Here is a 20,733-nt window from a genome sequence, read left to right on the forward strand (position 1 = left end):
CATAAGCGCCGCCACTCCGCCAGCCCTTATGCGCCAACACCTCCCGATAAACGCGATGCCGTGGCTGCGCGCCATGCTGGCAGCGCTGCTGCTGGCCGCGGCGCCGTGGGCCGCGGCGCTGACGCAGGCTGACCTGAAGCCGCTGGTCGAAGACGATTTCGACGCCAAGACCGCGGCGCTGACCGCGCTGGCGAAGGCACCGCCCGAGCAGGCCGGCCCGATCCTGAAAGCCTTGCAGGACGATGCGCTGCAATACGCACCATCGGTCGGCATGGTGCGGCAGGACGGCGACAAGACCGTCGATGCGATCACCGGCAAACCAGTCTCGGTGAAGACCGACGAACTGGAATCGCTGACCCTGAACAACAGCTTGCGTGCACTGGTCGACAGCGCCGCCAGCAGCCTGCTGCTGCAGTCGCCCGACATCGCGGTGCGCGCGCAGGCGGTCGCCACGCTGCGCGCCCAGCCGGAAAGCGCCTCGCGCCCCGCGGTCGAAGCCGCGCGCAAGAACGAGGCCGATGCCGGCCTGCGCGCCAGCCTCGACGTGATCTGGGCCAACCTGGTGCTGGCCGAGCCGGCCGATCCTGCTGCGCATGACGCGCGGCTCGAGGCGATCCGTATCCTCGGCAACGACAGCAATCCGCAGAGCCGCCAGAAGCTGGCGCCGCTGGTGGAGCGCGACAGCGCCGGCAACTACCGCGAGCCCGACGCCGACGTTCGCCTGGCCGCCCAGCAGGCGCTGGACACGCTGCGCAGCGACCAACGCCGCGCCGAGCTGATTGGCAACCTGTTCGCCGGGCTGAGCCTGGGCAGCGTGCTGCTGCTGGCTGCGCTCGGGCTGGCCATCACCTATGGCCTGATCGGCGTCATCAACATGGCGCACGGCGAGTTCCTGATGATCGGCGCCTATGCCACCTACGTGGTGCAGTCGCTGTTCCGTGCCTACGCTCCGGGTGCGTTCGACTGGTACCTGCCGGCGGCGCTGCCGGCGTCGTTCCTGGCGGCGGCGGTGGTGGGCTTCGTGCTCGAGCGGCTGGTGCTGCGCCACCTGTACGGCCGTCCGCTGGAAACGCTGCTGGCCACCTTCGGCGTGAGCCTGCTGCTGATGCAGGCGGTGCGCACGCTGTTCGGCGCGCAGAACGTCGAAGTGGCCAACCCGGCCTGGATGAGCGGCGGCGTCGAATGGATGCCTGGGCTGGTGATCCCGTACAACCGCATCGTCATCATCCTGTTTGCGCTGGCCGTGGTGGCGGTGGCGTGGGCGGTGCTGAACCGTACGCGGCTCGGGCTGTTCGTGCGCGCCACCACGCAGAACCGCACCATGGCTGCCTGCGTCGGCGTGCGTACGTGGAAGGTGGATAGCTATGCCTTTGCCTTCGGCGCAGGCATCGCCGGGCTGGGTGGCTGCGCGCTGTCGCAGATCGGCAATGTCGGTCCTGACCTAGGCCAGGCTTACATCATCGACTCGTTCATGGTGGTGGTGCTGGGCGGGGTGGGGCAACTGGCGGGGACCATCGTCGGCGCGTTCGGACTGGGCATCATCAACAAGTTCATCGAGCCGTTCTACGGCGCGGTGCTGGCCAAGATCCTTGTCCTGGTGCTGATCGTGCTCTTCATCCAGAAGCGGCCGCAGGGACTTTTCGCGCTCAAGGGGCGCAGCGCGGAGGCATGATGCAGCGATTCCAATCGAATTCTCCCGCCACGCCGTTCCGGCTGGCGGTGCCAGAGCGCCAGTCGCTATTCTCGCGGCGCGGCTGGATGATGCTGGTGGCGGTCACGGTGATCGTCGGCATCGGCGTGCCGGTATGCGCGCTGGTGCTGCCGGAGGGCCATCCGCTGCACCTGTCGGCGTATGCGCTGACGCTGGTCGGCAAGATCATGTGCTTTGCGCTGGCGGCGATCGCGCTGGACCTGGTGTGGGGCTACTGCGGCATCCTGAGCCTGGGCCACGGGCTGTTCTTCGCGCTCGGCGGCTATGCCATGGGCATGTACCTGATGCGTTCGATCGGGCGTGAGGGCGTGTACAAGAGCGACCTGCCGGACTTCATGGTGTTCCTCGACTGGAAGGAGTTGCCGTGGTTCTGGCATGGCACTGAGCATCTGGGCTTCGCGCTGTTGCTGGTGGTGCTGGTGCCGGGCGTGCTGGCGTGGCTGTTCGGCTTCTTTGCCTTCCGCTCGCGCATCAAGGGCGTGTACCTGTCGATCATCACGCAGGCAATGACGTATGCAGCGATGCTGCTGTTCTTCCGCAACGAGACCGGCTTTGGCGGCAACAACGGCTTTACCGACTTCAAACGCATCGCGGGCTTTGCCATCGCCGCGCCGCAAACGCGTACGGCGCTGTTCGTGCTGACCTTCCTGGCGCTGCTGGCCGGGTTTGTCGCCTGCCGCTATATCGTCACCTCGAAGCTCGGCCGCGTTGTCACCGCGGTGCGCGATGCCGAGATGCGCGTGATGTTCTCCGGCTACAACCCGCTCGGCTACAAGCTGTTCGTATGGACCTTCTCCGCTGTGCTGTGCGGCATCGCAGGTGCGTTGTATGTGCCGCAGGTCGGCATCATCAACCCCGGCGAGATGTCGCCCGGCAACTCGATTGAAATGGCCGTCTGGGTAGCCGTGGGCGGGCGCGGCACGCTGATCGGGCCGGTGATCGGCGCCTTCCTGGTCAATGGCGCCAAGACCGTCTTCACGGCCCACTTTGCCGAGTACTGGCTGTTCCTGTTGGGCGCGATGTTCGTGCTGGTGACGCTGTACTTGCCCGACGGCGTGACCGGCTTGTGGGATCGCCTGCGCGAGCGACGCGCGGCTGCTGCGCCGCCTGCACCAGAACCTGTTTCCGCGCCTGCCGTGGCGGCCCGCACCGGAGGTGAAGCATGAACGCCGCACTCGAACATGGCCAGGCGGAAAGCGGCGACGCCACCGGCCTGGGCCGGATCGTCGAGCCCGGCACCATCGATGTGTCGCACGGCCCGATCCTGTACCTGGAAGACCTGACAGTCCAGTTCGACGGCTTCCGCGCGCTCAACAAGCTGACACTGTCGATCGACCACGGCGAACTGCGCTGCGTGATCGGCCCCAACGGCGCCGGCAAGACCACGATGATGGATGTCATCACCGGCAAGACCGGCCCGCGCAACGCCAATGTCAGCGGCCGCGTGTTCCTCGGCCAGACCATCGACCTGATGCGCATGACCGAGCCGCGCATTGCCCAGGTCGGCATCGGCCGCAAGTTCCAGAAGCCTACCGTGTTCGAGCAGCACGCGGTGTGGGAGAACCTGGAGCTGGCGATGAAGGCCGACAAGCGCTGGTGGTCGTCGCTGCGCGCGCGCCTGACGGGGGAGGGGCACCGCCGCATCGAGGAGACGCTGGCGCTGACCGGGCTGGAGGACGAGGCCTACCGGCCCGCCGGCCTGCTGTCGCACGGGCAGAAGCAGCGGCTGGAGATCGGCATGCTGCTGATGCAGCAGCCACAGCTGCTGTTGCTCGACGAGCCGGTGGCGGGCATGACCGATGAGGAAACGATGCAGCTCGCGGCGCTGCTCAACGGCCTGCGCGGCAGCTGCTCGATGATGGTGGTGGAGCACGACATGGAGTTCGTTGCCGCGCTGGCTGGCGATGCCGGCAAGGTCACGGTGCTGGCAGAGGGCAGCGTGCTGGCCGAAGGCACGCTCGACAGCGTCAAGCGCGACGATCGCGTGATCGAATCCTACCTGGGAAGATAAGCATGCTGCAGGTCAATGCACTGAACCAGTTCTATGGCGGCAGCCATATCCTGCGCAACGTCAGCTTCGACGTGCCCGCCGGCAAGCTGACCACGCTGCTGGGCCGCAACGGCGTGGGCAAGAGCACATTGCTCAAGTGCCTGATGGGCGTGGTGCCGACGCGCAGCGGCAGCATCCAGTGGGAGGGCAAGGCGCTGGAGAAGAAGCCGCCCTACGAGCGCGTCTCGGCCGGGCTGGCCTACGTGCCGCAGGGCCGAGAGATCTTCCCGCGCCTGACCGTGGAAGAAAACCTGCTGATCGGCGCTGCCAGCCGCGCGCGTCCGTCCGGCGTGCCGGACCGGATCTACCAGCTCTTTCCCGTACTGCGCACCATGCGCCTGCGCCGCGGCGGCGACCTGTCGGGCGGCCAGCAGCAGCAACTGGCGATCGGCCGCGCGCTGATGAGCGAGCCGGGTTTGCTGATCCTGGACGAGCCTACAGAAGGCATCCAGCCGTCCATCATCCAGGACATCGGCCGCGCGCTGCGGCTGCTGGTCGACGAGTTCGGCATGACGGTCCTGCTGGTCGAGCAGTACTACGAGTTCGCGCGCCATATCGCCGACCACTATGTGGTGATGAGCCGCGGCGAGGTGGTGGCGCGCGGCGCCGGCGCCAGCATGGAGCAGGACGGCGTGCGGGAGCTGATCGCCGTGTAAGGCGGGCACGGCGCAGCGCGGGGAATTGTCGGCTGCGCGCCGCTTCCGCCCAGGCGGGTGGCGCGCTATGATGCCTGCAACCCCCGCCATCGCGCGCGCTCCGCCGCCGGCTTTTCCTTGCCATGCGTCATCCCGATTTCCCTTCGTCCCTCGCCGTGCCCGCCGCATGGCAGGCAACGCTGCGGCTGCGCTTTGCGCAACGCGGCGAACGCACCGCGCTGATTGAGCGGCGCCACCAGGGGCCGCTGCTGGTGCAGAAGCCGCTGTATCCCGAGGGCGGGATCTGCCACGTCGTCATCCTGCACCCGCCGGCGGGCGTGGCGGGCGGGGACAGCCTGGAAATCGACGTGACGGTGGAGGCGGGCGCGCATGCTGTGCTGGCCACACCGGGTGCGACCAAGTGGTACAAGTCGCTCGGCCGCGAGGCGGCGCAGTATGTGCGCCTCACCGTCGGGCCGGGCGCGCGGCTGGACTGGCTGCCGCAGGAGAACATCGTCTTTGACGATGCCCGCGCGCGCATTTCGACGGTGCTCGAGGTGGCGCCCGGCGGCAGCGCGATCGGCTGGGATGCTGTGGTGCTGGGGCGGCAGGCGTCGGGCGAGCAGTGGGCTCGCGGCGCGCTGTGGCTGGATACCCGGATCGGCGCGGGCGAGCGTGCGCTGTGGATCGAACAATCGCATTTCGAGGCGGCCTCGCCGCTGCGTACAGGGGTGGCCGGGCTCGACGGCCTGAACGTGCTGGGCACGCTGTGGGCAGTGGGCAAGGGCGCCACGCAGGAGCTGGCTGAAATGCTTGCCGACCGACTGCCTTATACGCCGGAGCTGCGCGCCGGTGTGACCTGCCTCGCAGCCAACGGGCAATCGATGCTGCTGTTGCGCGTGCTCGGCCGGCAGATGGAAGCCGTGCGCCACGTCATGGTGGATAGCTGGCAGGCACTGCGCGAGCCGATTCACGGTGTGGTCGCGCGGCCGCTGCGCCTGTGGGCAACATAAGCGAAAACATCCGTAGAACAAGGAACACAAGATGGAACTGACGCCGCGAGAGAAAGACAAGCTGCTGATCTTCACCGCCGCGCTGCTGGCTGAACGGCGCAAGGCACGCGGACTCAAGCTGAACTACCCGGAGGCGGTGGCGCTGATCACCGCCGCCATCATGGAAGGCGCGCGCGACGGCCGCACCGTGGCCGAGCTGATGCACGAGGGCACCACGGTGCTGAGCCGCGACGACGTGATGGACGGCGTGGCCGAGATGATCCCCGAGATCCAGGTCGAAGCGACTTTCCCTGACGGCACCAAGCTGGTGACCGTGCACCATCCCATCGTCTGAGCGCCACGCGCCGACGCCCGATCCCGAACAACAAGATCAACCGAGAGCCGACATGAATCGTACCGCCTGCCTGCGCCTTGCCCTGGGCACTGCCCTGACCGTTGCCGCCAGCGCCGCGCTGGCGCATCCTGGCCATGATGCCGCCACTGTCGGCGCCAGCCTGTGGGCCGGCCTGGCGCATCCCTTCACCGGTGCCGACCACTTGCTGGCGATGGCGGCGGTGGGTGTGTGGAGCGCGCTGATCGCGCGCTCGGCATCCGACACGATGCGCCTGCCGCTGGCTTTCGTCGCGCTGATGCTGGTAGGTGCTGCGCTGGGGCTGTCCGGGGTGGCGTTGCCGGCGGTCGAGCCGATGATCGCTGCCTCGTTGCTGGTGATCGGCCTGCTGGTGGCTCTGCGTGCCAAGCTGCCGGCGTGGGCTGGCACGCTGCTGGTCGGCGGTTTCGCCGTGTTTCATGGCTATGCGCACGGCGCCGAGTTGCCAGGCACCGCGGGCGCACTGCCGGCCGTGCTGGCTTATGTTGGCGGCTTTGCTGTGTCGACCATGGCGCTGCACCTGCTCGGTATCGGCGCCGGCACGCTGCTGCGCCGCCGCGCCGGCTGGCTGGCGCGCCTGGCGGGCGCCGGCGTGGCGCTGTACGGCGCCGGCCTGCTGGTCGCCTGAGGAGGACTGCCATGATCCCCGGTGAACTGATGCCCGCCGACGGCGAGATCGAACTCAACGCCGGCCGCGCCACGGTCAGCGTGACGGTGGCCAATACCGGCGACCGTCCGATCCAGGTCGGCTCGCACTTCCACTTCTACGAGACCAACATCGCGCTCGCGTTCGACCGCGAGGCCACCCGCGGCTTCCGGCTGAATATCGCGGCCGGCACTGCGGTGCGCTTCGAGCCCGGCCAGACCCGAACCGTCGAACTGGTGGCGCTGGATGGCGACCGCATCGTCTTCGGCTTCAACGGCAAGATCATGGGAGCGCTGTGATGGCAAAGATTTCCAGGCAGGCCTATGCCGAGATGTTCGGCCCGACCACCGGCGACCGCGTGCGGCTGGCCGACACCGGGCTCATCATCGAGGTCGAGAAGGACTTCACCATCTACGGCGAGGAAGTGAAGTTCGGCGGCGGGAAGGTGATCCGCGATGGCATGGGCCAGAGCCAGCGCATGGCGAAGGACTGCGTCGATACCGTCATCACCAATGCGCTGATCGTCGACCACTGGGGCATCGTCAAGGCGGATATCGGCCTGAAGGACGGGCGCATCGCGTCGATCGGCAAGGCCGGGAATCCCGATATCCAGCCGGGCGTGACCATCGTGGTCGGGCCGGGCACCGAGGTGATCGCGGGCGAGGGCATGATCGTCACCGCCGGCGGCATCGATAGCCATATCCACTTCATCTGCCCGCAGCAGATCGAAGAGGCACTGATGAGCGGCGTCACCACCATGATCGGCGGTGGCACCGGACCGGCCACCGGCACCTTCGCCACCACCGTGACGCCGGGGCCGTGGTATATGGAGCGCATGCTGCAGGCAGCCGACGCCTACCCGATGAATATCGGCCTGCTGGGCAAGGGCAATGCCAGCCAGCAGGCGCCGCTCCTGGAGCAGGTGGAAGCTGGCGCGATCGGCCTGAAGCTGCATGAGGACTGGGGCACCACGCCGGCGGCGATCGATACCTGCCTGTCGGTGGCGGACGCGACCGACACTCAGGTGGCGATCCACACCGACACGCTTAATGAGGCTGGCTTTGTCGAGGTGACCGTCGCGGCGTTCAAGGGCCGCACCATCCATACGTATCACACCGAAGGCGCCGGCGGCGGCCATGCGCCCGACATCATCAAGGTGTGTGGCGAGGCCAACGTGCTGCCGTCGTCGACCAACCCGACGCGCCCGTACACCGTCAATACGCTGGACGAGCATCTCGACATGCTGATGGTGTGCCATCACCTGGATCCGTCGATTGCCGAGGACATCGCCTTCGCCGAAAGCCGCATCCGCCGCGAGACCATCGCTGCCGAGGATATCCTGCACGACCTGGGCGCGTTCTCGATGATCTCCAGCGATTCGCAGGCGATGGGCCGCGTGGGCGAGGTCATCATCCGCACCTGGCAGACCGCGCACAAGATGGCGCTGCAGCGCGGCAAGCTGCCGGGCGATCCGCACGATGCGCGCGGCGGGCACGACAACTTCCGCGTCAAGCGCTACGTTGCCAAGTACACCATCAATCCGGCGCTGACCCATGGCATCGCCCATGAAGTGGGTTCGGTGGAAGTCGGCAAGTGGGCTGACCTGGTGCTGTGGCGCCCGGCGTTCTTCGGCGTCAAGCCGAGCCTGATCCTGAAGGGCGGCATGATCGCCGCGGCGGCGATGGGCGACCCCAATGCGTCGATCCCGACGCCCCAGCCGGTGCACTACCGCCCGATGTTCGCGACGGCCGGCGGGGCGCTGCACCGCTCGTCGCTGACCTTCGTGTCGCAGGCGGCACTGGCGGCCGGCATCGGCGAGCGCTACGGGTTGGCCAAAACACTGTCGGCGGTGCGCGGCACGCGCACGGTCAGCAAGCGCGACATGGTGCACAATGACTGGCAGCCGCACGTCACGGTCGACCCCGAGACCTACCAGGTGGTCGCCGACGGCCAGTTGCTGACGTGCGAGCCAGCCACCGAGCTGCCCATGGCGCAGCGCTATTTCCTGTTCTGAACCACCGGGGCGGAGCCCCGGATCCCGCATGCTGAAGATCGACAAACTCCTGAGCGCCCCGCACGGCATCGCGCCGGTGCTGGTGCGCCGTGCTACCAAGCTGGTGCTGCCTTTCTCCGAACGTAGCAAGAGTCGCCTGCGGGCGGTGCTCGACAATGGTGAGGAAGCCGCGTTGTTCCTGCCGCGCGGTACCGTGCTGCGGGGTGGCGACTTGCTGGTGGCGGAGAACGGCAGCTTTATTGAGGTGCAGGCCGCCGCTGAAACCGTGCTGGAAGTGCGCTCGGATGATCCGCACGCGCTGATGCGCGCTGCGTATCACCTTGGCAATCGGCACACGCCGGTGGAGATCGGGCGCGATTACCTGCGGCTGGAATACGACCAGGTGCTGGCCGACATGCTGAAGCGGCTGGGCGTGCGCGCCGAGCGTGCGGAGTTGCCATTCGAGCCGGAGGCTGGGGCCTATGGCGGCGGGCACAAGCATGGGCATGATGCGACGTTTGCCGAGGACTATGCGGCCGCGCAGGCGGTGTTTCAGGAGCATCATGGGCATGATCACAGTCATGCGCATGACCATGAGCACGGGCACTCGCATGCGCACTCTCACTCGCATGGGCACGGCCATAGCCATGACCATGCCCACGATCATGGCGATCCGCATCATGTCCATGATGACCACTGTGGTCACAAGCGCTGACCCGCGCTGTCTGCATTGAGTCGCCGTATCATGCCCGGCCTTTCCCAACTCATCTCCCTGCTCCACCTCGCATCCCCCGCGCTGCCCATCGGCGGCTTCAGCTATTCGCAAGGCCTGGAGGCCGCCATCGATTGCGGCAACGTGCATGACGCGCCGACCGCCGAACGCTGGATCCGCGACAACCTGTTGCACGTGCAGGCGCAATGCGAAGCGCCGCTGTGGCTGCTGCTGCATCGCCACTGGCTGTCCGGCGACGCCGCGCAAGTGAAGGCATGGAACGACTGGTTCCACGCCACGCGCGAGACCTCCGAACTGCGGCTGGAGACCGAGCAGATGGGCTGGTCGCTGGCAAAGCTGATTGCGCAGATGGAGTGGGGCACCCCGGCGCTGCGTGACGCGCTGGCGGCGCTGTCGCCGGTCTGCCTGCCGACGGCCTTCACCGCGGCATGCGTGGCGCTGCAGGTCGATACGCGCGACGGGCTTGCCGCCTACTGCTTCAACTGGGCCGAGAACCAGGTAGCCGCCGCAATCAAGGCAGTGCCGCTAGGCCAGGTGGCAGGGCAACACATGCTGCGCCGCCTGCACGCAGCGGTGCTCGATACCGTAGAGGAAGCCGTGCGCCGCGCCGATTCCGCGCCGCCACAACTCTCTACTTTTTCACCGATGCTGGGCCTGCTTTCCGCACGCCACGAAACGCAGTACTCCCGGCTGTTCCGATCCTGAATCCACACTTCACCATGACCCAGGCCCGTACCAAGAAGAACCCTCCGCTGCGCGTCGGCGTCGGCGGCCCGGTCGGCTCCGGCAAGACCACGTTGCTCGAGATGCTGTGCAAGGCGATGCGCGACCGCTATGACCTGGTCGCCATCACCAACGACATCTACACCAAGGAAGACCAGCGCCTGCTGACGATCTCCGGCGCGCTGCCGGCCGAGCGCATCATGGGCGTGGAAACCGGCGGCTGCCCGCACACAGCGATCCGCGAGGACGCGTCGATCAACCTGGAAGCGGTCGACCGCATGCTGGCCAGGTTCCCGGACGCCGACGTGGTGTTCATCGAATCCGGCGGCGACAACCTGGCTGCAACCTTCAGCCCAGAACTTTCTGATTTGACGATCTACGTTATCGACGTCGCCGGCGGTGAGAAAATTCCGAGAAAGGGTGGGCCCGGCATCACCAAGTCCGACCTGCTGGTGATCAACAAGACGGACCTGGCGCCGTACGTGGGCGCCTCGCTGGAAGTAATGGAAAGCGATGCGCGCAAGATGCGCGGCGCCCGGCCGTTCGTGATGGGCAGCATCAAGTCCGGGCAGGGCCTGGACGAGGTCATCCGCTTTATCGAACGGCAGGGCATGCTGGGCGTCTAGCCCCCGGTGTCGTCGGCGGCGCCGGGCTTGGTGGCGTGCCTGACATAGCCCACGGGCGGGCGGAAGCTGCCCTTGCCAGCCAGCGCCCGCGCCACCGCCGCCGCCACGTTCAGCTCGGGCTCGCTCAGTTCGGCCATATGGCGCACGGTGGCCTCGATCGCTGCCTGCTGCCGGTTACCGAAAGGCATGCGCGGCTGTTCCACTTGCAACTGGCTGGCGTTGTGGCGGCTGAAGTCCAGCAGGCTGAAGTCCAGCATTTCGGATGGCGGCACGGCAAGGGTCTCGGCCAGTGTGCAGATATTGATCAGCGCCACATTGCGCTTGCCGCCTTCGATGCCGCTCAGGTACGAGCGCGCCAGACCGCTTTCGAGCGACAGGGTTTCCTGGGACCAGCCCCGCTGCTTGCGTAGCCAGGCAAGATGCAATCCGAATAGTCTGAGATGTCGAGAAGTCATGGGGTCGTGAAGAGTTCGGAGTGGTCTGAGGCTAAGCCGAAGTTCCCCAACCCCCTGGGCGAGTTTCCCCTTGTACGACAGGCACTTGGCGTAATTCCCGGGTTCCGATTTCTGTCTACACGCGGATTTGCTGAAGCAATTCCAGAGCCTGCTTCTGTTTCGCGTTGGCCGTGGTGACGAGTTCGAACGTCGGCACTTCAGCGCCAGCGCTGGGTGTGCGGCAGGTGTTACGCACGATCGTGGCGAGTTCGGCCATCAGGCTCGAGAAGCTGTGCACGGGCGTGCCGTCGTCAAGTGTGTGGCGCGCCGCCTTGGCCAGCGCTGCCGCAGAGCGCACGGCAGGCGCCACCGGATCACGCGTGGCCTTGGCGGCCTGATCCGGGTCGGCGAACATCAGTTCGCGCCAAGCCTCACGCATGTGCCATTCGACGTAGTAGGCCAGCATGCACAGCAGGATATGCGCACGCACCCGATCGGCCGTGCGGTGATGGATTGGCCGCACCTTCAGGTCCACCGTTTTTAGCGAACGGAACGCGCGCTCCACGTTGGCCAGCGCCTTGTAGTTGCGCACGCACTCGGCCGAGTCCATCTGCGCCGCACTCACCGAAGTGCGGATGATGTAGAGGCCGTCGAGCGCCGCCTCGCGGGCGATGCCCTCGCTGTTGCGGCTGAACGTGAAGGCCGCGTCGTCGATGCTTAGCGCAAAGTGCTTGGCCACCTTGTACTTGTCGATCACCTTGCCCACGCGCAGGCCGATCTGATCGCGCCCGGCAAGCTTGCCCGCCTGCACGCGGGCAACGATCGGCTGCAGGCACGCCTCGGTGGCCGCCAGCAACTCTTCTCGCTTGTGGGCACGTAGCCTGGCCAGTTCCGGATTGCGGCACGCCACCAGCCGCTCGCCCGGATAGTCCGGTGAACTCAGCTCCAGCAGATTGCGCTCGTCGAACAGGCCAAGCTGCAGTTGCCCTTGCTCGAGCAGCGGGCGGATCGAGGCGCTCTTGAGCGCGGTGATCCAGCCCAGGTCACCGCCCTCACGCATCTGGTCGATGGCCTTGCTGGAGATCATGCCGCGATCGCCCACCATGACCAATCGGGAGAGACCAAATTCCTCTTGCAGGCGCCGCACCTCGGGCATGAAGGTCTGGCTGTCGGCCACGTTGCCCTCATGCACCGACACCGCCACTGGGCAGCCGCGCGCATCGGTGAGCAAGCCGTAGTTGACCTGTAGCAGCCCCTTCTTGCCATCGCGGCTATAGCCAAGCTTGGCCAGCGGACAGGTGCTGCCCTCGAAGTAGCTGGAGCTCAGGTCATACAGCACCAGGCCACCGTCGCTCAAGTGGCGCGCGGCGAGCTTCTTCTGGATCGTGTCTTGGCGTGCGAGCAGCCAGTCCATCGCCGCGTACAGGTCATCCTCGTTGGCCTCGGCCACACCGAAGTCCTCCGCCAGGGTGCTGGTGTGCCACCAGCGTGTGGTGGCCAGCTTCGTGTGCGGCGCCGCGATGCGCGCGGCCACCATCGCCAGTACCAGGTCGCGCTCGCGCGAAGGCTTGGTGGCGATCAGCGAGGCAAAGCCCAAGCGCTGCATGGCCGTGGTCACCGCCTGCACGTGGCCGTGAGCGCGCGAGCGCGTCACCTCGAATGCCTCGCCCAGCGGCACGAAGGTCTCGCCCTTGAGCGAGCGGCGGATGATCTCGATCAGTGCCTCGGGCAAGTGGGACAGGTTGCCCAGCGTCTCGTTCTTGACCACGCCGTCCTCGCGGTAACTGCGCCGCAACAGGTGGGTGCGATAGACCTGGTCCTTGTACTTGCGGGTCGTCGTAACGACGTGAGCGGTTCCGGTTCGTGCTGGCATAGCCAGAAGAATAGGAGAAAACACGCCTATGTCAAGTATTTTTAGTGACTACAAAATGAAGACATCGAACACCCCCTGATGAGCCGATTCCTCAATCAGGAAAAGGGATTCGCGACGCCGCAGCCGCGGCGTCGGCATGGAACTTCGGGCTAAGGGTTTGACCCTGAGGCCACGACAACTTATTCTCCTCCTCACTATCGGTGCCTGATCCGCGGAATAAGGGATGCGCCAGCCAACTTGGCGCGGCACGATGGCATGATCCGGACGGCCTGCATGGCCGTGCCAAACGGGCCACTGCGCAATGCCGCACGCAACGCTGACAAGCGTGCGGCATGCGTCGACGGGATACTTGCGTCCTGTCGCCCTGCCAGGGGAATTGCCATGCTGATCTTCACGCTGTTCGAGGCGCGGATGCGCGCCCTCCATTCCGGCCGCCATACCCCGGCGGACCTCACTCTCGGATTCCAGTCGCGCGTGCTGACCGCCTCGGCTGGCCTCGGCGATACCTGCGACTACGTCTTCCTCTGCGCCGGCGAGACACAGGACGCCTTTGTGGCAGACCGCAATGAGTGGTGGGGCTGCCTGCGCGGCGGCCTGCGCATGTCGGCGCCCGGGCACGACTGCCTGCTGATGGGCGGCGGCGAACTGTTCGCGCCCGCGCGGGGCGTGCCGATGCAGGTGCGGGCGATGGTCGACACCATCTTTTGTGCGCGCAGTGCCGCGGCAGCAGGACAATGCGGCGTGCGCGGTGTCGCTGCCGGAGGGCGCGCGCCGCTGCGCGCTGGGCAGCATCGCCGCGGTCGGGACGGAAGAAGCCGGGGGCAGCCCCGGCCAAGGCACTGGCGGGGCGGGGTATGGCGTGCAGCCGGCGTTCATCCAGCTCGACCCGTCCGTGGAGGACTGGGCCCGGCGCCTGCAGGCGCGCGGCCTGCGCTGGGCGCTGTGCTATCGCGGCGCGATCGGCCTGCATTGGCATGAGGCCCATGCACATGCCGGGGTCGACGTGGCCTTCCTGCAGCCTGGCGCGATCTACGCGCCGGATCCGCACGAGTCATGCCGCCTGGACGTGCTGCTGCCGGGGACCGGACTGCTGTGCTGCTTCGGGCCCGGCGATGGCATCGCCGTGGGCGCAGGCGGAGGTGTGAGCGGAAGCGGGCGCGCCATCCGGCACGCGGACGGGCGTGCCGCCGCGTGCCATGCGCTGGTGGCGGCCTGAGCGCGGAGGCATGGCGCCCGGGCCAGACCCCGGCGGCTTCAGTGCCGCTTGTACTGCGTCGCGCCGAACAGGACCTCGCGCGCCTTGTCGTCCTGCAGCGCCTTGCGCGCGCTGGCCAGCACTTCCACGCCGCGCTTGACCGCGGGACGCTCGGCGATCTCGTTGAACCAGCGCTTCAGGTCGGGATAGTCGTCCAGCTCCACGCCCTGGTTCTGCCAGCTGCGCAACCACGGGAAGGTGGCGATGTCGGCGATGGTGTATTCGTCGCCGGCCAGGTACGCGTGCTTCGACAGCTGCGTGTCGATCACGCCGTACAGGCGCCTGGCTTCGTTGGTGTAGCGGTTGACCGCGTACTCGATCTTCTCGGGCGCGTAGATGCGGAAATGGTGCGTCTGGCCCAGCATCGGGCCGACGCCGCCCATCTGGAACATCAGCCACTGCAGCGCCTGGTACTTGCCGCGCACGTCCTCGGGCAGGAACTTGCCGGTCTTGCCGGCGAGGTAAAGCAGGATGGCGCCCGACTCGAACAGCGAGATCGGCTTGCCGTCCGGGCCGTCCGGATCCACGATCGCCGGGATCTTGTTGTTCGGGCTGATCTTCAGGAAGTCCTCGCCGAACTGGTCTCCGGCGCCGATGTTGATCGGATGGACCTTGTACTCCAGGCCGCATTCCTCCAGCATGATGTGGACTTTGTGGCCGTTGGGCGTTGCCCAGGTGTAGACGTCGATCATCGCAAAAGGTCTCCTGGCTGCGATCAAAGTGGCCACATCAACCACTGACGTGGCGAACCGGGCGATTTAAGCACAGAAGAAAAAAACGCGCAGACGGGCTGCGCGTTTTCCATGCTGCCGGCAGGGGCGGGGCCCCTCGGCATGGCCCGACGGTCAGAAACCGCGTGCCACCGGCATCTTGATGCTGTCCGGGTTCACGTTCATGTGCTTGGCCAGCTCCAGCTTGGCGATGGCGTTGCGGTGCACCTCGTCCGGGCCGTCGGCCAGGCGCAGCGTGCGCTGATGCGCCCACCAGTTGGCCAGCGGGAAGTCGCTGGACACGCCGGCCGCGCCGTGGACCTGGATGGCCCAGTCGATCACTTTCAGCGCGACGTTGGGGGCGATCACCTTGATCATGGCGATCTCGGCCTTGGCCACCTTGTTGCCCACGGTGTCCATCATGTATGCGGCCTTGAGCGTCAGCAGGCGCGCCATCTCGATCTCGCAGCGGGCTTCGGCGATGCGCTCTTGCGTCACACCCTGGCTCGAAACCGGCTTGCCGAAGGCCACGCGCGACAGTGCGCGCTTGCACAGCAGCTCCAGCGCGCGCTCGGCCACGCCGATGCTGCGCATGCAGTGGTGGATGCGGCCCGGGCCGAGGCGGCCCTGCGCGATCTCGAAGCCGCGGCCTTCGCCCAGCAGGATGTTCGAGACCGGCACGCGCACGTCCTTCAGCTCGATCTCCATGTGGCCGTGCGGCGCATCGTCGTAGCCGAATACCGGCAGGAAGCGCTTGATGGTGATGCCCGGGGTATCGGCCGGCACCACCACCATCGACTGCTGCTCATGGCGGCCGGCGTCGGGATTGGTCTTGCCCATCACGATGTAGACCTTGCAGCGCGGGTCGCCCGCGCCCGACGACCACCACTTGGTGCCGTTGATCACATAGTGGTCGCCATCGCGCTCGATGCGGCATTCGATATTGGTCGCGTCCGACGAGGCCACGGCGGGCTCGGTCATCAGGAAGGCCGAGCGGATCTCGCCGGCCAGCAGCGGCTCCAGCCACTTGTCCTTCAGTTCTTCGGACGCGTAGCGCTCCAGCGTTTCCATGTTGCCGGTGTCGGGCGCGGCGCAGTTGAACACCTCGGCCGACCAGGGCACCCGGCCCATGATCTCGCACAGCGTGGCGTATTCCAGGTTCGACAGGCCCTGCGGCGCACGCGGCGAGCGCGGCAGGAACAGGTTCCACAGCCCGGCTTCACGCGCCAGCGGCTTCAGTTCCTCGATCACCTTGGTCGGCACCCAGGCGTTGCCCGCGCGGCGGTTGGCGTCGATTTCCTCCGCGAAACGCTTTTCGTTCGGGTAGATGTGCTGGTCGAAGAAGGCCAGCAGCTTGGCCTGCATTTCCTTGACCTTCGGGCTGTATTCGAAATCCATGTGGTCTCCTCGCTACGGATCAGTGGACGCCAGGGTGGGCGGCGGCGCCGTATTGCCTCGGCATCAGTGCGGCATGGGCCGATGGAATGCACTCTATCTGAAAGTCGATAATTAGAAAAATGAATTTTCTGGATTTGCCAGTATCAATTCCCTGCATTCCATGACAGAATCCACGCATGCAGCTCTCCCGCATCGACCTCAATCTCTTCGTGGTGTTCGACGCCATCTACAGCGAAGGCAGCATCACCGCGGCCGCGCGCCAGCTCAACCTGACGCAGCCGGCGGTCAGCCATGCGCTGGGCCGGCTGCGCACGCTGTTCGACGACCCGCTGTTCGAGCGGCGCGGCCAGGGCATGGCGCCCACGCCGCTGGCGCGCTCGCTGGCGGCCGAGGTGCGCACCGCGCTGCAGTCGTTTGCGCGGACGCTGCAGGACACGCCGCACTTCGACCCCACCAATACCGTGCGGCGCTTCACCATCGGCATGCGGGACGCGCTGGAATCCACGCTGTTGCCGCCGCTGATGGCGCGCGTGACCGCGGTGGCGCCGCATGTGGAGATTGCCGCGATCCGTTTTGACCGGCGCGAGATGGAATCCGAGCTGCTGGCCGGCACCATTGATGCCGCCATCGACATCCTGCTGCCGGTGTCGCCCGCCATCCACCATGCGCCGTTCATGGACGACCCGATGGTGGTACTGGCGCGGCGCGACCATCCGCTGGTCAAGAAGGAGCTGACGCTCGAGCGCTACCTGGCGGCCGAGCATGTGCATGTGTCGTCGCGCCGCCGCGGCGCCGGGCTGGAAGATCAGGCGCTGCACCGCATGGGCCTGACACGGCGCGTGCGCCTGCGCTGCCAGCATTACGCCGCCGCCTGCCGGGTGGTCAGCTGCACCGACCTCCTGGCCACGCTGCCGCTGCGCTATGCGCGTATCGCCAACGAGCCTTATGCCAACCGGCTGCTCTCGCTGCCCTTCAAGGTGCCGACGCTCGAACTGCACCTGTACTGGCATGCGGGCGGCGAGAACGACGGCGCCAATCGCTGGCTGCGGGAGCAGCTGATGGCGGTGATGGCGTCACTCGGCGGCACGGCGGATGTGACGAGCGCTGCCTGAGCGCTCCAGCATACGCATGGAGCCGACGCCAGGCGCCGGATGCGGCGCTCCGGTGCGCCGCGCGCGGGTCACACGTAAGCAATTGTTCACAGGCTAGACCCTCGCGTTTGACGCCAATACCATCGACCGGTCTTTCTGCCCCCGGCGCCTCCGGCGCGAGCCTCGTTCCATCCGGCGCTTGCGCAGGTTGTCTTGCTGGCTGTCCGCCTCGGCGGATCCTCCGGGCAGTCTCCTTCCTCCGACTACCACGACGATTCAGACCGATGACCGGGACACGCTTGCTTGCTGATTGCCAAGAGACTCTGCCGCGACGCGCGCGGCGCACCACGCTCGCCCTGACCACCCTTTGCGCCGCTGCCGCGCTGGCGCTGTCCGCCTGTGGCGGCGGCGGTGGCGATGGCGGCGATGCCGGCACCTCGGCCGGCACCTCGGCCGGCTCTCCGCAGGGCTCCACGCAGACAGCAGGGCAGGGCAGCACGCCGACGGGCGGCCAGACCGGTTCGACTTCCACGGCAGGCGCCTGCTATACCGTCAGCGGTGCCGCACCGGCGCCTGCCGCCGGCAGCGGCATCACGCTGCTGCCGGCACGCGGCAGTGCGGTCAGCAACTACCGCGTGCTGGAAGAGCCGCGCACCGCCGGCCTGTGCTACGCCAACTATCGCCGCGAGCAGGTAGGCCTGCCGCCGCTGGCCGCGCGCGATGGGCTCAACACGGTCGCGCAGAACCACACCGCCTACATGCTGGCCAACAACACGCTGACGCACGACGAAACCAGCGGCCGGCCGGGCTACACCGGCGCTACTCCGAGCGCGCGCATCCAGGCCGCCTACCCGACCAACGCCACCGCCGAAGTCGTGGCGGGCGCCAACCGCTGGACCTCGGCGGCCAATGCGCAGCTGTCGATGTCGCCCAAGGACGCGCTGGTCTCCGACCTGGTCAATGCGCCGTTCCACCGCGCCGCGCTGCTGGGCAGCTACGGCTCGGCCGGCAGCGGCTTTGCCGAGAGCGTGGGCCCGAACGGCAGCGGCACCGCAGCCACCTACTACCAGACCATCGACCTTGCCGACGCCTCCAAGGGCGGCAGCGACAACCAGATGGTGGCCTACCCGTTCAACGGCCAGGCCGACGTGCCGGCCAGCTGGGTCAATACGGAAAGCCCCAACCCGGCGCCGGGCTACGAGGGCAAGACCGTGGGCTACCCGGTGTCGCTGCAGGCGATCAACACCTCGCTGCAGTTCGATGCCGACAACTTCACCATCACCGATGCGCAGGGCAGCAACGTCAACTGCGTCAAGGTCGACAGCCGTTCGTCGGGCTTGACCAGCGCCGCGCGCGGCCTGGCCATCTGCACGCCGGTGGCGCCGCTGGCCAGCCAGCAGCGCTATACCGTACACGTCACCGGCCGGCTGGGTTCGCAGCCGGTGGACCTGAGCTGGTCGTTCACCACGCGCTGATCTTCGCGCGCTGACCTTCACACGTCAGCCACCACGCACCGGCGCGCTCATTGCGGCGCGCGGTGCTGCAGTTCGATGCGCACCTGGCCCGGCGCCAGCGTGCGGTCGGCCTGCACGGCAAATGGCACTGGCGGGCGTTGTCCCGCCGGCAGCGACTGCCACAGCCGTTCTGCCCATTCCCTTATTTCCGTATTGTCCGGCTCGGCTGCCCACAGCGTGAGCGGGGTCAGTGTGTCCAGGCGCGCCGCCGTCGCGGCGGGGTCGTCCTGTGTCGACACGGTCATGGCAAGCGCAGCGGACGCGGCGGCCGCTGCGCGCTCGCGTGCGGCCGCCATCGGCGGTGCGGCCTTGCGGGCGAAATTGGCCTGCGGTGCGGCGGCCGGTGGTGGAGGCGGGGCCGGCGCTGCGGCAGCGGGTGCAGCAGGCGGTGCGGCTTCCGCCATGGCCGAGTAAGCGGGCGCTGGCGGCATGGGCAGGGCGGGCGGTGACGCCGTGATCGCCGGCGCGTGGGTAGAGAGGCCTTCGCTGGCTTGCGCCGCGGGCTCGCTGTCCCTGGCGGATTCGCGCGGTGCGCTGCGTTCGGCCGGCGCGCGGCTGCGCTTGTCTTCATTCGTGGCGGGACGCCGTTGCTCGCGCTGCGGGGGTGGGGCGGCTTGCACGGCTGGCGGTGCCGGGCTTGCCGGCGCCGCGGCTGCGGCTTCCGGTGCGGCTTCTGTTGCGGGCGCAGCCGCGATGTCGGCAGCGGGCGCTGGTGCTGGCGCGGATATCTCGCGCGTGGTCGCCGGCAGCAGCGCGCCATCGTCGATCTGCCTCAGCACGATGCTGGTCGTAAGCCCCGCCACCGCGGCGACGCTCGCGGCCAGTCCCAACGAACGCCACCACTGGCGTGCGCGCACGGCGTGCGAGGTGCGCGCCTGCTCGGCCTTCTGCGCGGCCGCGTTGGCCTGCGTTTGCGCAGCAAGCCAGTCGCGCGTGGCGGCGCTGACCGGTGCGCCGAGCACATCGGCTGCCGGCTGGCCCGCCGCAACGCGATCGAGCAATGCGTCGCGCCGTGCTGCCTGTGCCGCCTGCACGCGCGCGGCCTCCTGCAACACCGCCGCGGCAAGCGTTGGCGGTGCGGGGAAGGGCAACGGCGCCGCACTGGTCCGAAGCCGATCGGCTTCCTGCTGCGCTGTCCGCGCGGCAGCGCGCACGGCCGCTTCCAGCGCGTCCGATGGCGCGTAGGCCGGCAGGCGCTTCAGCAACGCCGAGAGCCGGTCCTCGCCATCGATAAATCGATCCACCGCGCTCACGACCGCGTCTCCTGCGATCCCGGCACGCTGCCGGCCAGCTCGCCGCGCAGGTGCGCGAACGCATAGCGGAGCCGGCTCTTCACCGTCTCGAATTTCTCGCCCAGCATCAGCGCGATATCCTCGACGCTCATATCGCTGAAGAAGCGCAGCACCACCACTTCGCGCTGCGCCACCGGCAAATGCAACAATGCGCGATGCACATGGTGCGCGTGCTGGCGCAGCTGCAGTTCGGCTTCGGGCGAGAGGTCGTCGGCGGGTATCTCCAACGGCTGCTCATCCTGCGACTCACGTTGGCGCGCATCGGCGCTGCGCACCTGGTCGAGCCATGTATTGCGCGCGATCTGAAACAGGAAGGTGCGGAACGCCGCAGTGGGCTGGTAGTCGCCGCAGCGGGTCATCAGCTTGACCCAGGTCTTCTGTGCGATGTCTTCCGCTTCGCCGCTATTGCCCTGGCACAGCCACGCCACATAGTTGTAGAGGCCGGCATTGTGGCGGCGGAACAGCTCGGTGACGGGCTGCTCGATGATGCCGCCGGCCACCAGCAGCATCAGGTCGTGGTCGGGCAGCGAGGCCAGCGCGTCGCCGGACGGGTGGCTTGCGGGAGAAGGGGGCTCGGGTGGGGGCTCGGGTGCCTGCATGCGCCGGAGTATAGGAGAGGCGGAGGCGGCGCGACAGGTCGTCGCCCCGCCTCCCGCTGCCTCGCGG

General features: G+C 67.5%; 21 protein-coding genes. 15 read left to right on the plus strand and 6 right to left on the minus strand.

The features are described 5' to 3' along the window. Positions 1 to 55: 55 nt before the first annotated feature. The 12 genes from urtB to ureG all read left to right on the plus strand — a co-directional run bounded on the left by urtB (position 56) and on the right by ureG (position 10,500). On the plus strand, positions 56 to 1,672 hold the full coding sequence (gene urtB, locus AC10V3_RS05045) for an urea ABC transporter permease subunit UrtB (protein ID WP_041680967.1): 1,617 nt from the start codon (positions 56 to 58) through the stop codon (positions 1,670 to 1,672). Continuing rightward, positions 1,672 to 2,877 carry an urea ABC transporter permease subunit UrtC gene (urtC, locus tag AC10V3_RS05050; protein ID WP_490923659.1) on the plus strand — a complete coding sequence of 402 codons (1,206 nt, stop codon included), beginning with the start codon at positions 1,672 to 1,674 and terminating at the stop codon, positions 2,875 to 2,877. Before urtB ends, urtC begins: the two co-directional genes overlap by 1 nt. Further along, positions 2,874 to 3,722, plus strand: coding sequence for an urea ABC transporter ATP-binding protein UrtD (gene urtD, locus AC10V3_RS05055; protein ID WP_022534087.1), 849 nt, complete (start codon positions 2,874 to 2,876; stop codon positions 3,720 to 3,722). Before urtC ends, urtD begins: the two co-directional genes overlap by 4 nt. Positions 3,723 to 3,724: 2 nt before the next feature. Beyond that, on the plus strand, positions 3,725 to 4,417 hold the full coding sequence (urtE, locus tag AC10V3_RS05060) for an urea ABC transporter ATP-binding subunit UrtE (RefSeq protein ID WP_022534088.1): 693 nt from the start codon (positions 3,725 to 3,727) through the stop codon (positions 4,415 to 4,417). A gap of 122 nt (positions 4,418 to 4,539) precedes the next feature. Further along, positions 4,540 to 5,409, plus strand: a complete 870-nt coding sequence (locus AC10V3_RS05065; RefSeq protein WP_490923197.1) for an urease accessory protein UreD — start codon at positions 4,540 to 4,542, stop codon at positions 5,407 to 5,409. 31 nt (positions 5,410 to 5,440) lie between these two features. After that, positions 5,441 to 5,743, plus strand: coding sequence for an urease subunit gamma (locus AC10V3_RS05070; protein ID WP_022534090.1), 303 nt, complete (start codon positions 5,441 to 5,443; stop codon positions 5,741 to 5,743). A 52-nt stretch (positions 5,744 to 5,795) separates the two neighbouring features. Then, on the plus strand, positions 5,796 to 6,407 hold the full coding sequence (locus tag AC10V3_RS05075) for a HupE/UreJ family protein (protein WP_022534091.1): 612 nt from the start codon (positions 5,796 to 5,798) through the stop codon (positions 6,405 to 6,407). Positions 6,408 to 6,418: 11 nt separating this feature from the next. Next, on the plus strand, positions 6,419 to 6,724 hold the full coding sequence (locus tag AC10V3_RS05080; RefSeq protein WP_022534092.1) for an urease subunit beta: 306 nt from the start codon (positions 6,419 to 6,421) through the stop codon (positions 6,722 to 6,724). Continuing rightward, positions 6,721 to 8,439, plus strand: coding sequence for an urease subunit alpha (gene ureC, locus AC10V3_RS05085; protein ID WP_349609464.1), 1,719 nt, complete (start codon positions 6,721 to 6,723; stop codon positions 8,437 to 8,439). Before AC10V3_RS05080 ends, ureC begins: the two co-directional genes overlap by 4 nt. A 28-nt stretch (positions 8,440 to 8,467) precedes the next feature. Continuing rightward, complete coding sequence (gene ureE, locus AC10V3_RS05090; RefSeq protein WP_022534094.1) at positions 8,468 to 9,133, plus strand: urease accessory protein UreE; 666 nt, start codon at positions 8,468 to 8,470, stop codon at positions 9,131 to 9,133. Between the two features lie 30 nt (positions 9,134 to 9,163). Continuing rightward, a complete protein-coding gene (locus tag AC10V3_RS05095; protein ID WP_490923198.1) occupies positions 9,164 to 9,856 on the plus strand; it encodes an urease accessory protein UreF in 693 nt (230 codons plus the stop codon). A gap of 14 nt (positions 9,857 to 9,870) precedes the next feature. Continuing rightward, positions 9,871 to 10,500: an urease accessory protein UreG gene (ureG, locus tag AC10V3_RS05100; protein WP_022534096.1), complete on the plus strand. Its 630-nt coding sequence runs from the start codon at positions 9,871 to 9,873 to the stop codon at positions 10,498 to 10,500. On the opposite strand, the gene AC10V3_RS05105 is transcribed toward ureG, so the two are convergent. After that, on the minus strand, positions 10,497 to 10,955 hold the full coding sequence (locus AC10V3_RS05105) for a helix-turn-helix domain-containing protein (RefSeq protein WP_022534097.1): 459 nt from the start codon (positions 10,953 to 10,955) through the stop codon (positions 10,497 to 10,499). The genes ureG and AC10V3_RS05105 overlap by 4 nt on opposite strands. 115 nt (positions 10,956 to 11,070) lie before the next feature. Beyond that, positions 11,071 to 12,807 carry an IS1634 family transposase gene (locus AC10V3_RS05110; RefSeq protein WP_022537088.1) on the minus strand — a complete coding sequence of 579 codons (1,737 nt, stop codon included), beginning with the start codon at positions 12,805 to 12,807 and terminating at the stop codon, positions 11,071 to 11,073. A gap of 706 nt (positions 12,808 to 13,513) precedes the next feature. Here AC10V3_RS05110 and AC10V3_RS05115 point away from each other — a divergent pair. Beyond that, on the plus strand, positions 13,514 to 14,023 hold the full coding sequence (locus tag AC10V3_RS05115) for a hypothetical protein (RefSeq protein WP_022534098.1): 510 nt from the start codon (positions 13,514 to 13,516) through the stop codon (positions 14,021 to 14,023). A gap of 38 nt (positions 14,024 to 14,061) precedes the next feature. Here the strand turns inward: AC10V3_RS05115 and AC10V3_RS05120 are convergent, their stop codons facing one another. Both AC10V3_RS05120 and AC10V3_RS05125 read right to left on the minus strand, forming a co-directional pair. Next, positions 14,062 to 14,754 (minus strand): glutathione binding-like protein, encoded by a 693-nt coding sequence (locus AC10V3_RS05120; RefSeq protein WP_022534099.1) that lies wholly within the window; start codon positions 14,752 to 14,754, stop codon positions 14,062 to 14,064. 153 nt (positions 14,755 to 14,907) lie between these two features. Next, a complete protein-coding gene (locus AC10V3_RS05125) occupies positions 14,908 to 16,170 on the minus strand; it encodes an acyl-CoA dehydrogenase family protein (RefSeq protein WP_022534100.1) in 1,263 nt (420 codons plus the stop codon). A gap of 176 nt (positions 16,171 to 16,346) precedes the next feature. Here AC10V3_RS05125 and AC10V3_RS05130 point away from each other — a divergent pair, with 176 nt between their 5' ends. Together AC10V3_RS05130 and AC10V3_RS05135 are read left to right on the plus strand one after the other, a co-directional pair. Beyond that, entirely contained in the window at positions 16,347 to 17,282 is a 936-nt protein-coding gene (locus AC10V3_RS05130) for a LysR family transcriptional regulator (protein WP_022534101.1), read from the plus strand. Between the two features lie 263 nt (positions 17,283 to 17,545). Further along, positions 17,546 to 18,736, plus strand: coding sequence for a CAP domain-containing protein (locus tag AC10V3_RS05135; protein WP_490923199.1), 1,191 nt, complete (start codon positions 17,546 to 17,548; stop codon positions 18,734 to 18,736). Positions 18,737 to 18,783: 47 nt separating this feature from the next. On the opposite strand, the gene AC10V3_RS05140 is transcribed toward AC10V3_RS05135, so the two are convergent. After that, a complete protein-coding gene (locus AC10V3_RS05140; protein WP_490923200.1) occupies positions 18,784 to 20,028 on the minus strand; it encodes a hypothetical protein in 1,245 nt (414 codons plus the stop codon). Further along, positions 20,025 to 20,666: a sigma-70 family RNA polymerase sigma factor gene (locus AC10V3_RS05145; RefSeq protein WP_041680968.1), complete on the minus strand. Its 642-nt coding sequence runs from the start codon at positions 20,664 to 20,666 to the stop codon at positions 20,025 to 20,027. The genes AC10V3_RS05140 and AC10V3_RS05145 overlap by 4 nt, the downstream gene beginning before the upstream one ends. Positions 20,667 to 20,733: the final 67 nt, after the last annotated feature.

Source organism: Cupriavidus sp. PB-02 (genome assembly GCF_058252315.1).

Excerpts from the sequence above, each read along its gene's own strand:
- urtB (WP_041680967.1), top strand. The coding sequence starts at position 56 with ATGCCGTGGCTGCGCGCCATGCTGGCAGCGCTGCTGCTGGCCGCGGCG.
- urtC (WP_490923659.1), top strand. The coding sequence starts at position 1,672 with ATGCAGCGATTCCAATCGAATTCTCCCGCCACGCCGTTCCGGCTGGCG.
- urtD (WP_022534087.1), top strand. The coding sequence starts at position 2,874 with ATGAACGCCGCACTCGAACATGGCCAGGCGGAAAGCGGCGACGCCACC.
- urtE (WP_022534088.1), top strand. The coding sequence starts at position 3,725 with ATGCTGCAGGTCAATGCACTGAACCAGTTCTATGGCGGCAGCCATATC.
- AC10V3_RS05065 (WP_490923197.1), top strand. The coding sequence starts at position 4,540 with ATGCGTCATCCCGATTTCCCTTCGTCCCTCGCCGTGCCCGCCGCATGG.
- AC10V3_RS05070 (WP_022534090.1), top strand. The coding sequence starts at position 5,441 with ATGGAACTGACGCCGCGAGAGAAAGACAAGCTGCTGATCTTCACCGCC.
- AC10V3_RS05075 (WP_022534091.1), top strand. The coding sequence starts at position 5,796 with ATGAATCGTACCGCCTGCCTGCGCCTTGCCCTGGGCACTGCCCTGACC.
- AC10V3_RS05080 (WP_022534092.1), top strand. The coding sequence starts at position 6,419 with ATGATCCCCGGTGAACTGATGCCCGCCGACGGCGAGATCGAACTCAAC.
- ureE (WP_022534094.1), top strand. The coding sequence starts at position 8,468 with ATGCTGAAGATCGACAAACTCCTGAGCGCCCCGCACGGCATCGCGCCG.
- AC10V3_RS05095 (WP_490923198.1), top strand. The coding sequence starts at position 9,164 with ATGCCCGGCCTTTCCCAACTCATCTCCCTGCTCCACCTCGCATCCCCC.
- ureG (WP_022534096.1), top strand. The coding sequence starts at position 9,871 with ATGACCCAGGCCCGTACCAAGAAGAACCCTCCGCTGCGCGTCGGCGTC.
- AC10V3_RS05105 (WP_022534097.1), bottom strand. The coding sequence starts at position 10,955 with ATGACTTCTCGACATCTCAGACTATTCGGATTGCATCTTGCCTGGCTA.
- AC10V3_RS05110 (WP_022537088.1), bottom strand. The coding sequence starts at position 12,807 with ATGCCAGCACGAACCGGAACCGCTCACGTCGTTACGACGACCCGCAAG.
- AC10V3_RS05120 (WP_022534099.1), bottom strand. The coding sequence starts at position 14,754 with ATGATCGACGTCTACACCTGGGCAACGCCCAACGGCCACAAAGTCCAC.
- AC10V3_RS05125 (WP_022534100.1), bottom strand. The coding sequence starts at position 16,170 with ATGGATTTCGAATACAGCCCGAAGGTCAAGGAAATGCAGGCCAAGCTG.
- AC10V3_RS05130 (WP_022534101.1), top strand. The coding sequence starts at position 16,347 with ATGCAGCTCTCCCGCATCGACCTCAATCTCTTCGTGGTGTTCGACGCC.
- AC10V3_RS05135 (WP_490923199.1), top strand. The coding sequence starts at position 17,546 with ATGACCGGGACACGCTTGCTTGCTGATTGCCAAGAGACTCTGCCGCGA.
- AC10V3_RS05145 (WP_041680968.1), bottom strand. The coding sequence starts at position 20,666 with ATGCAGGCACCCGAGCCCCCACCCGAGCCCCCTTCTCCCGCAAGCCAC.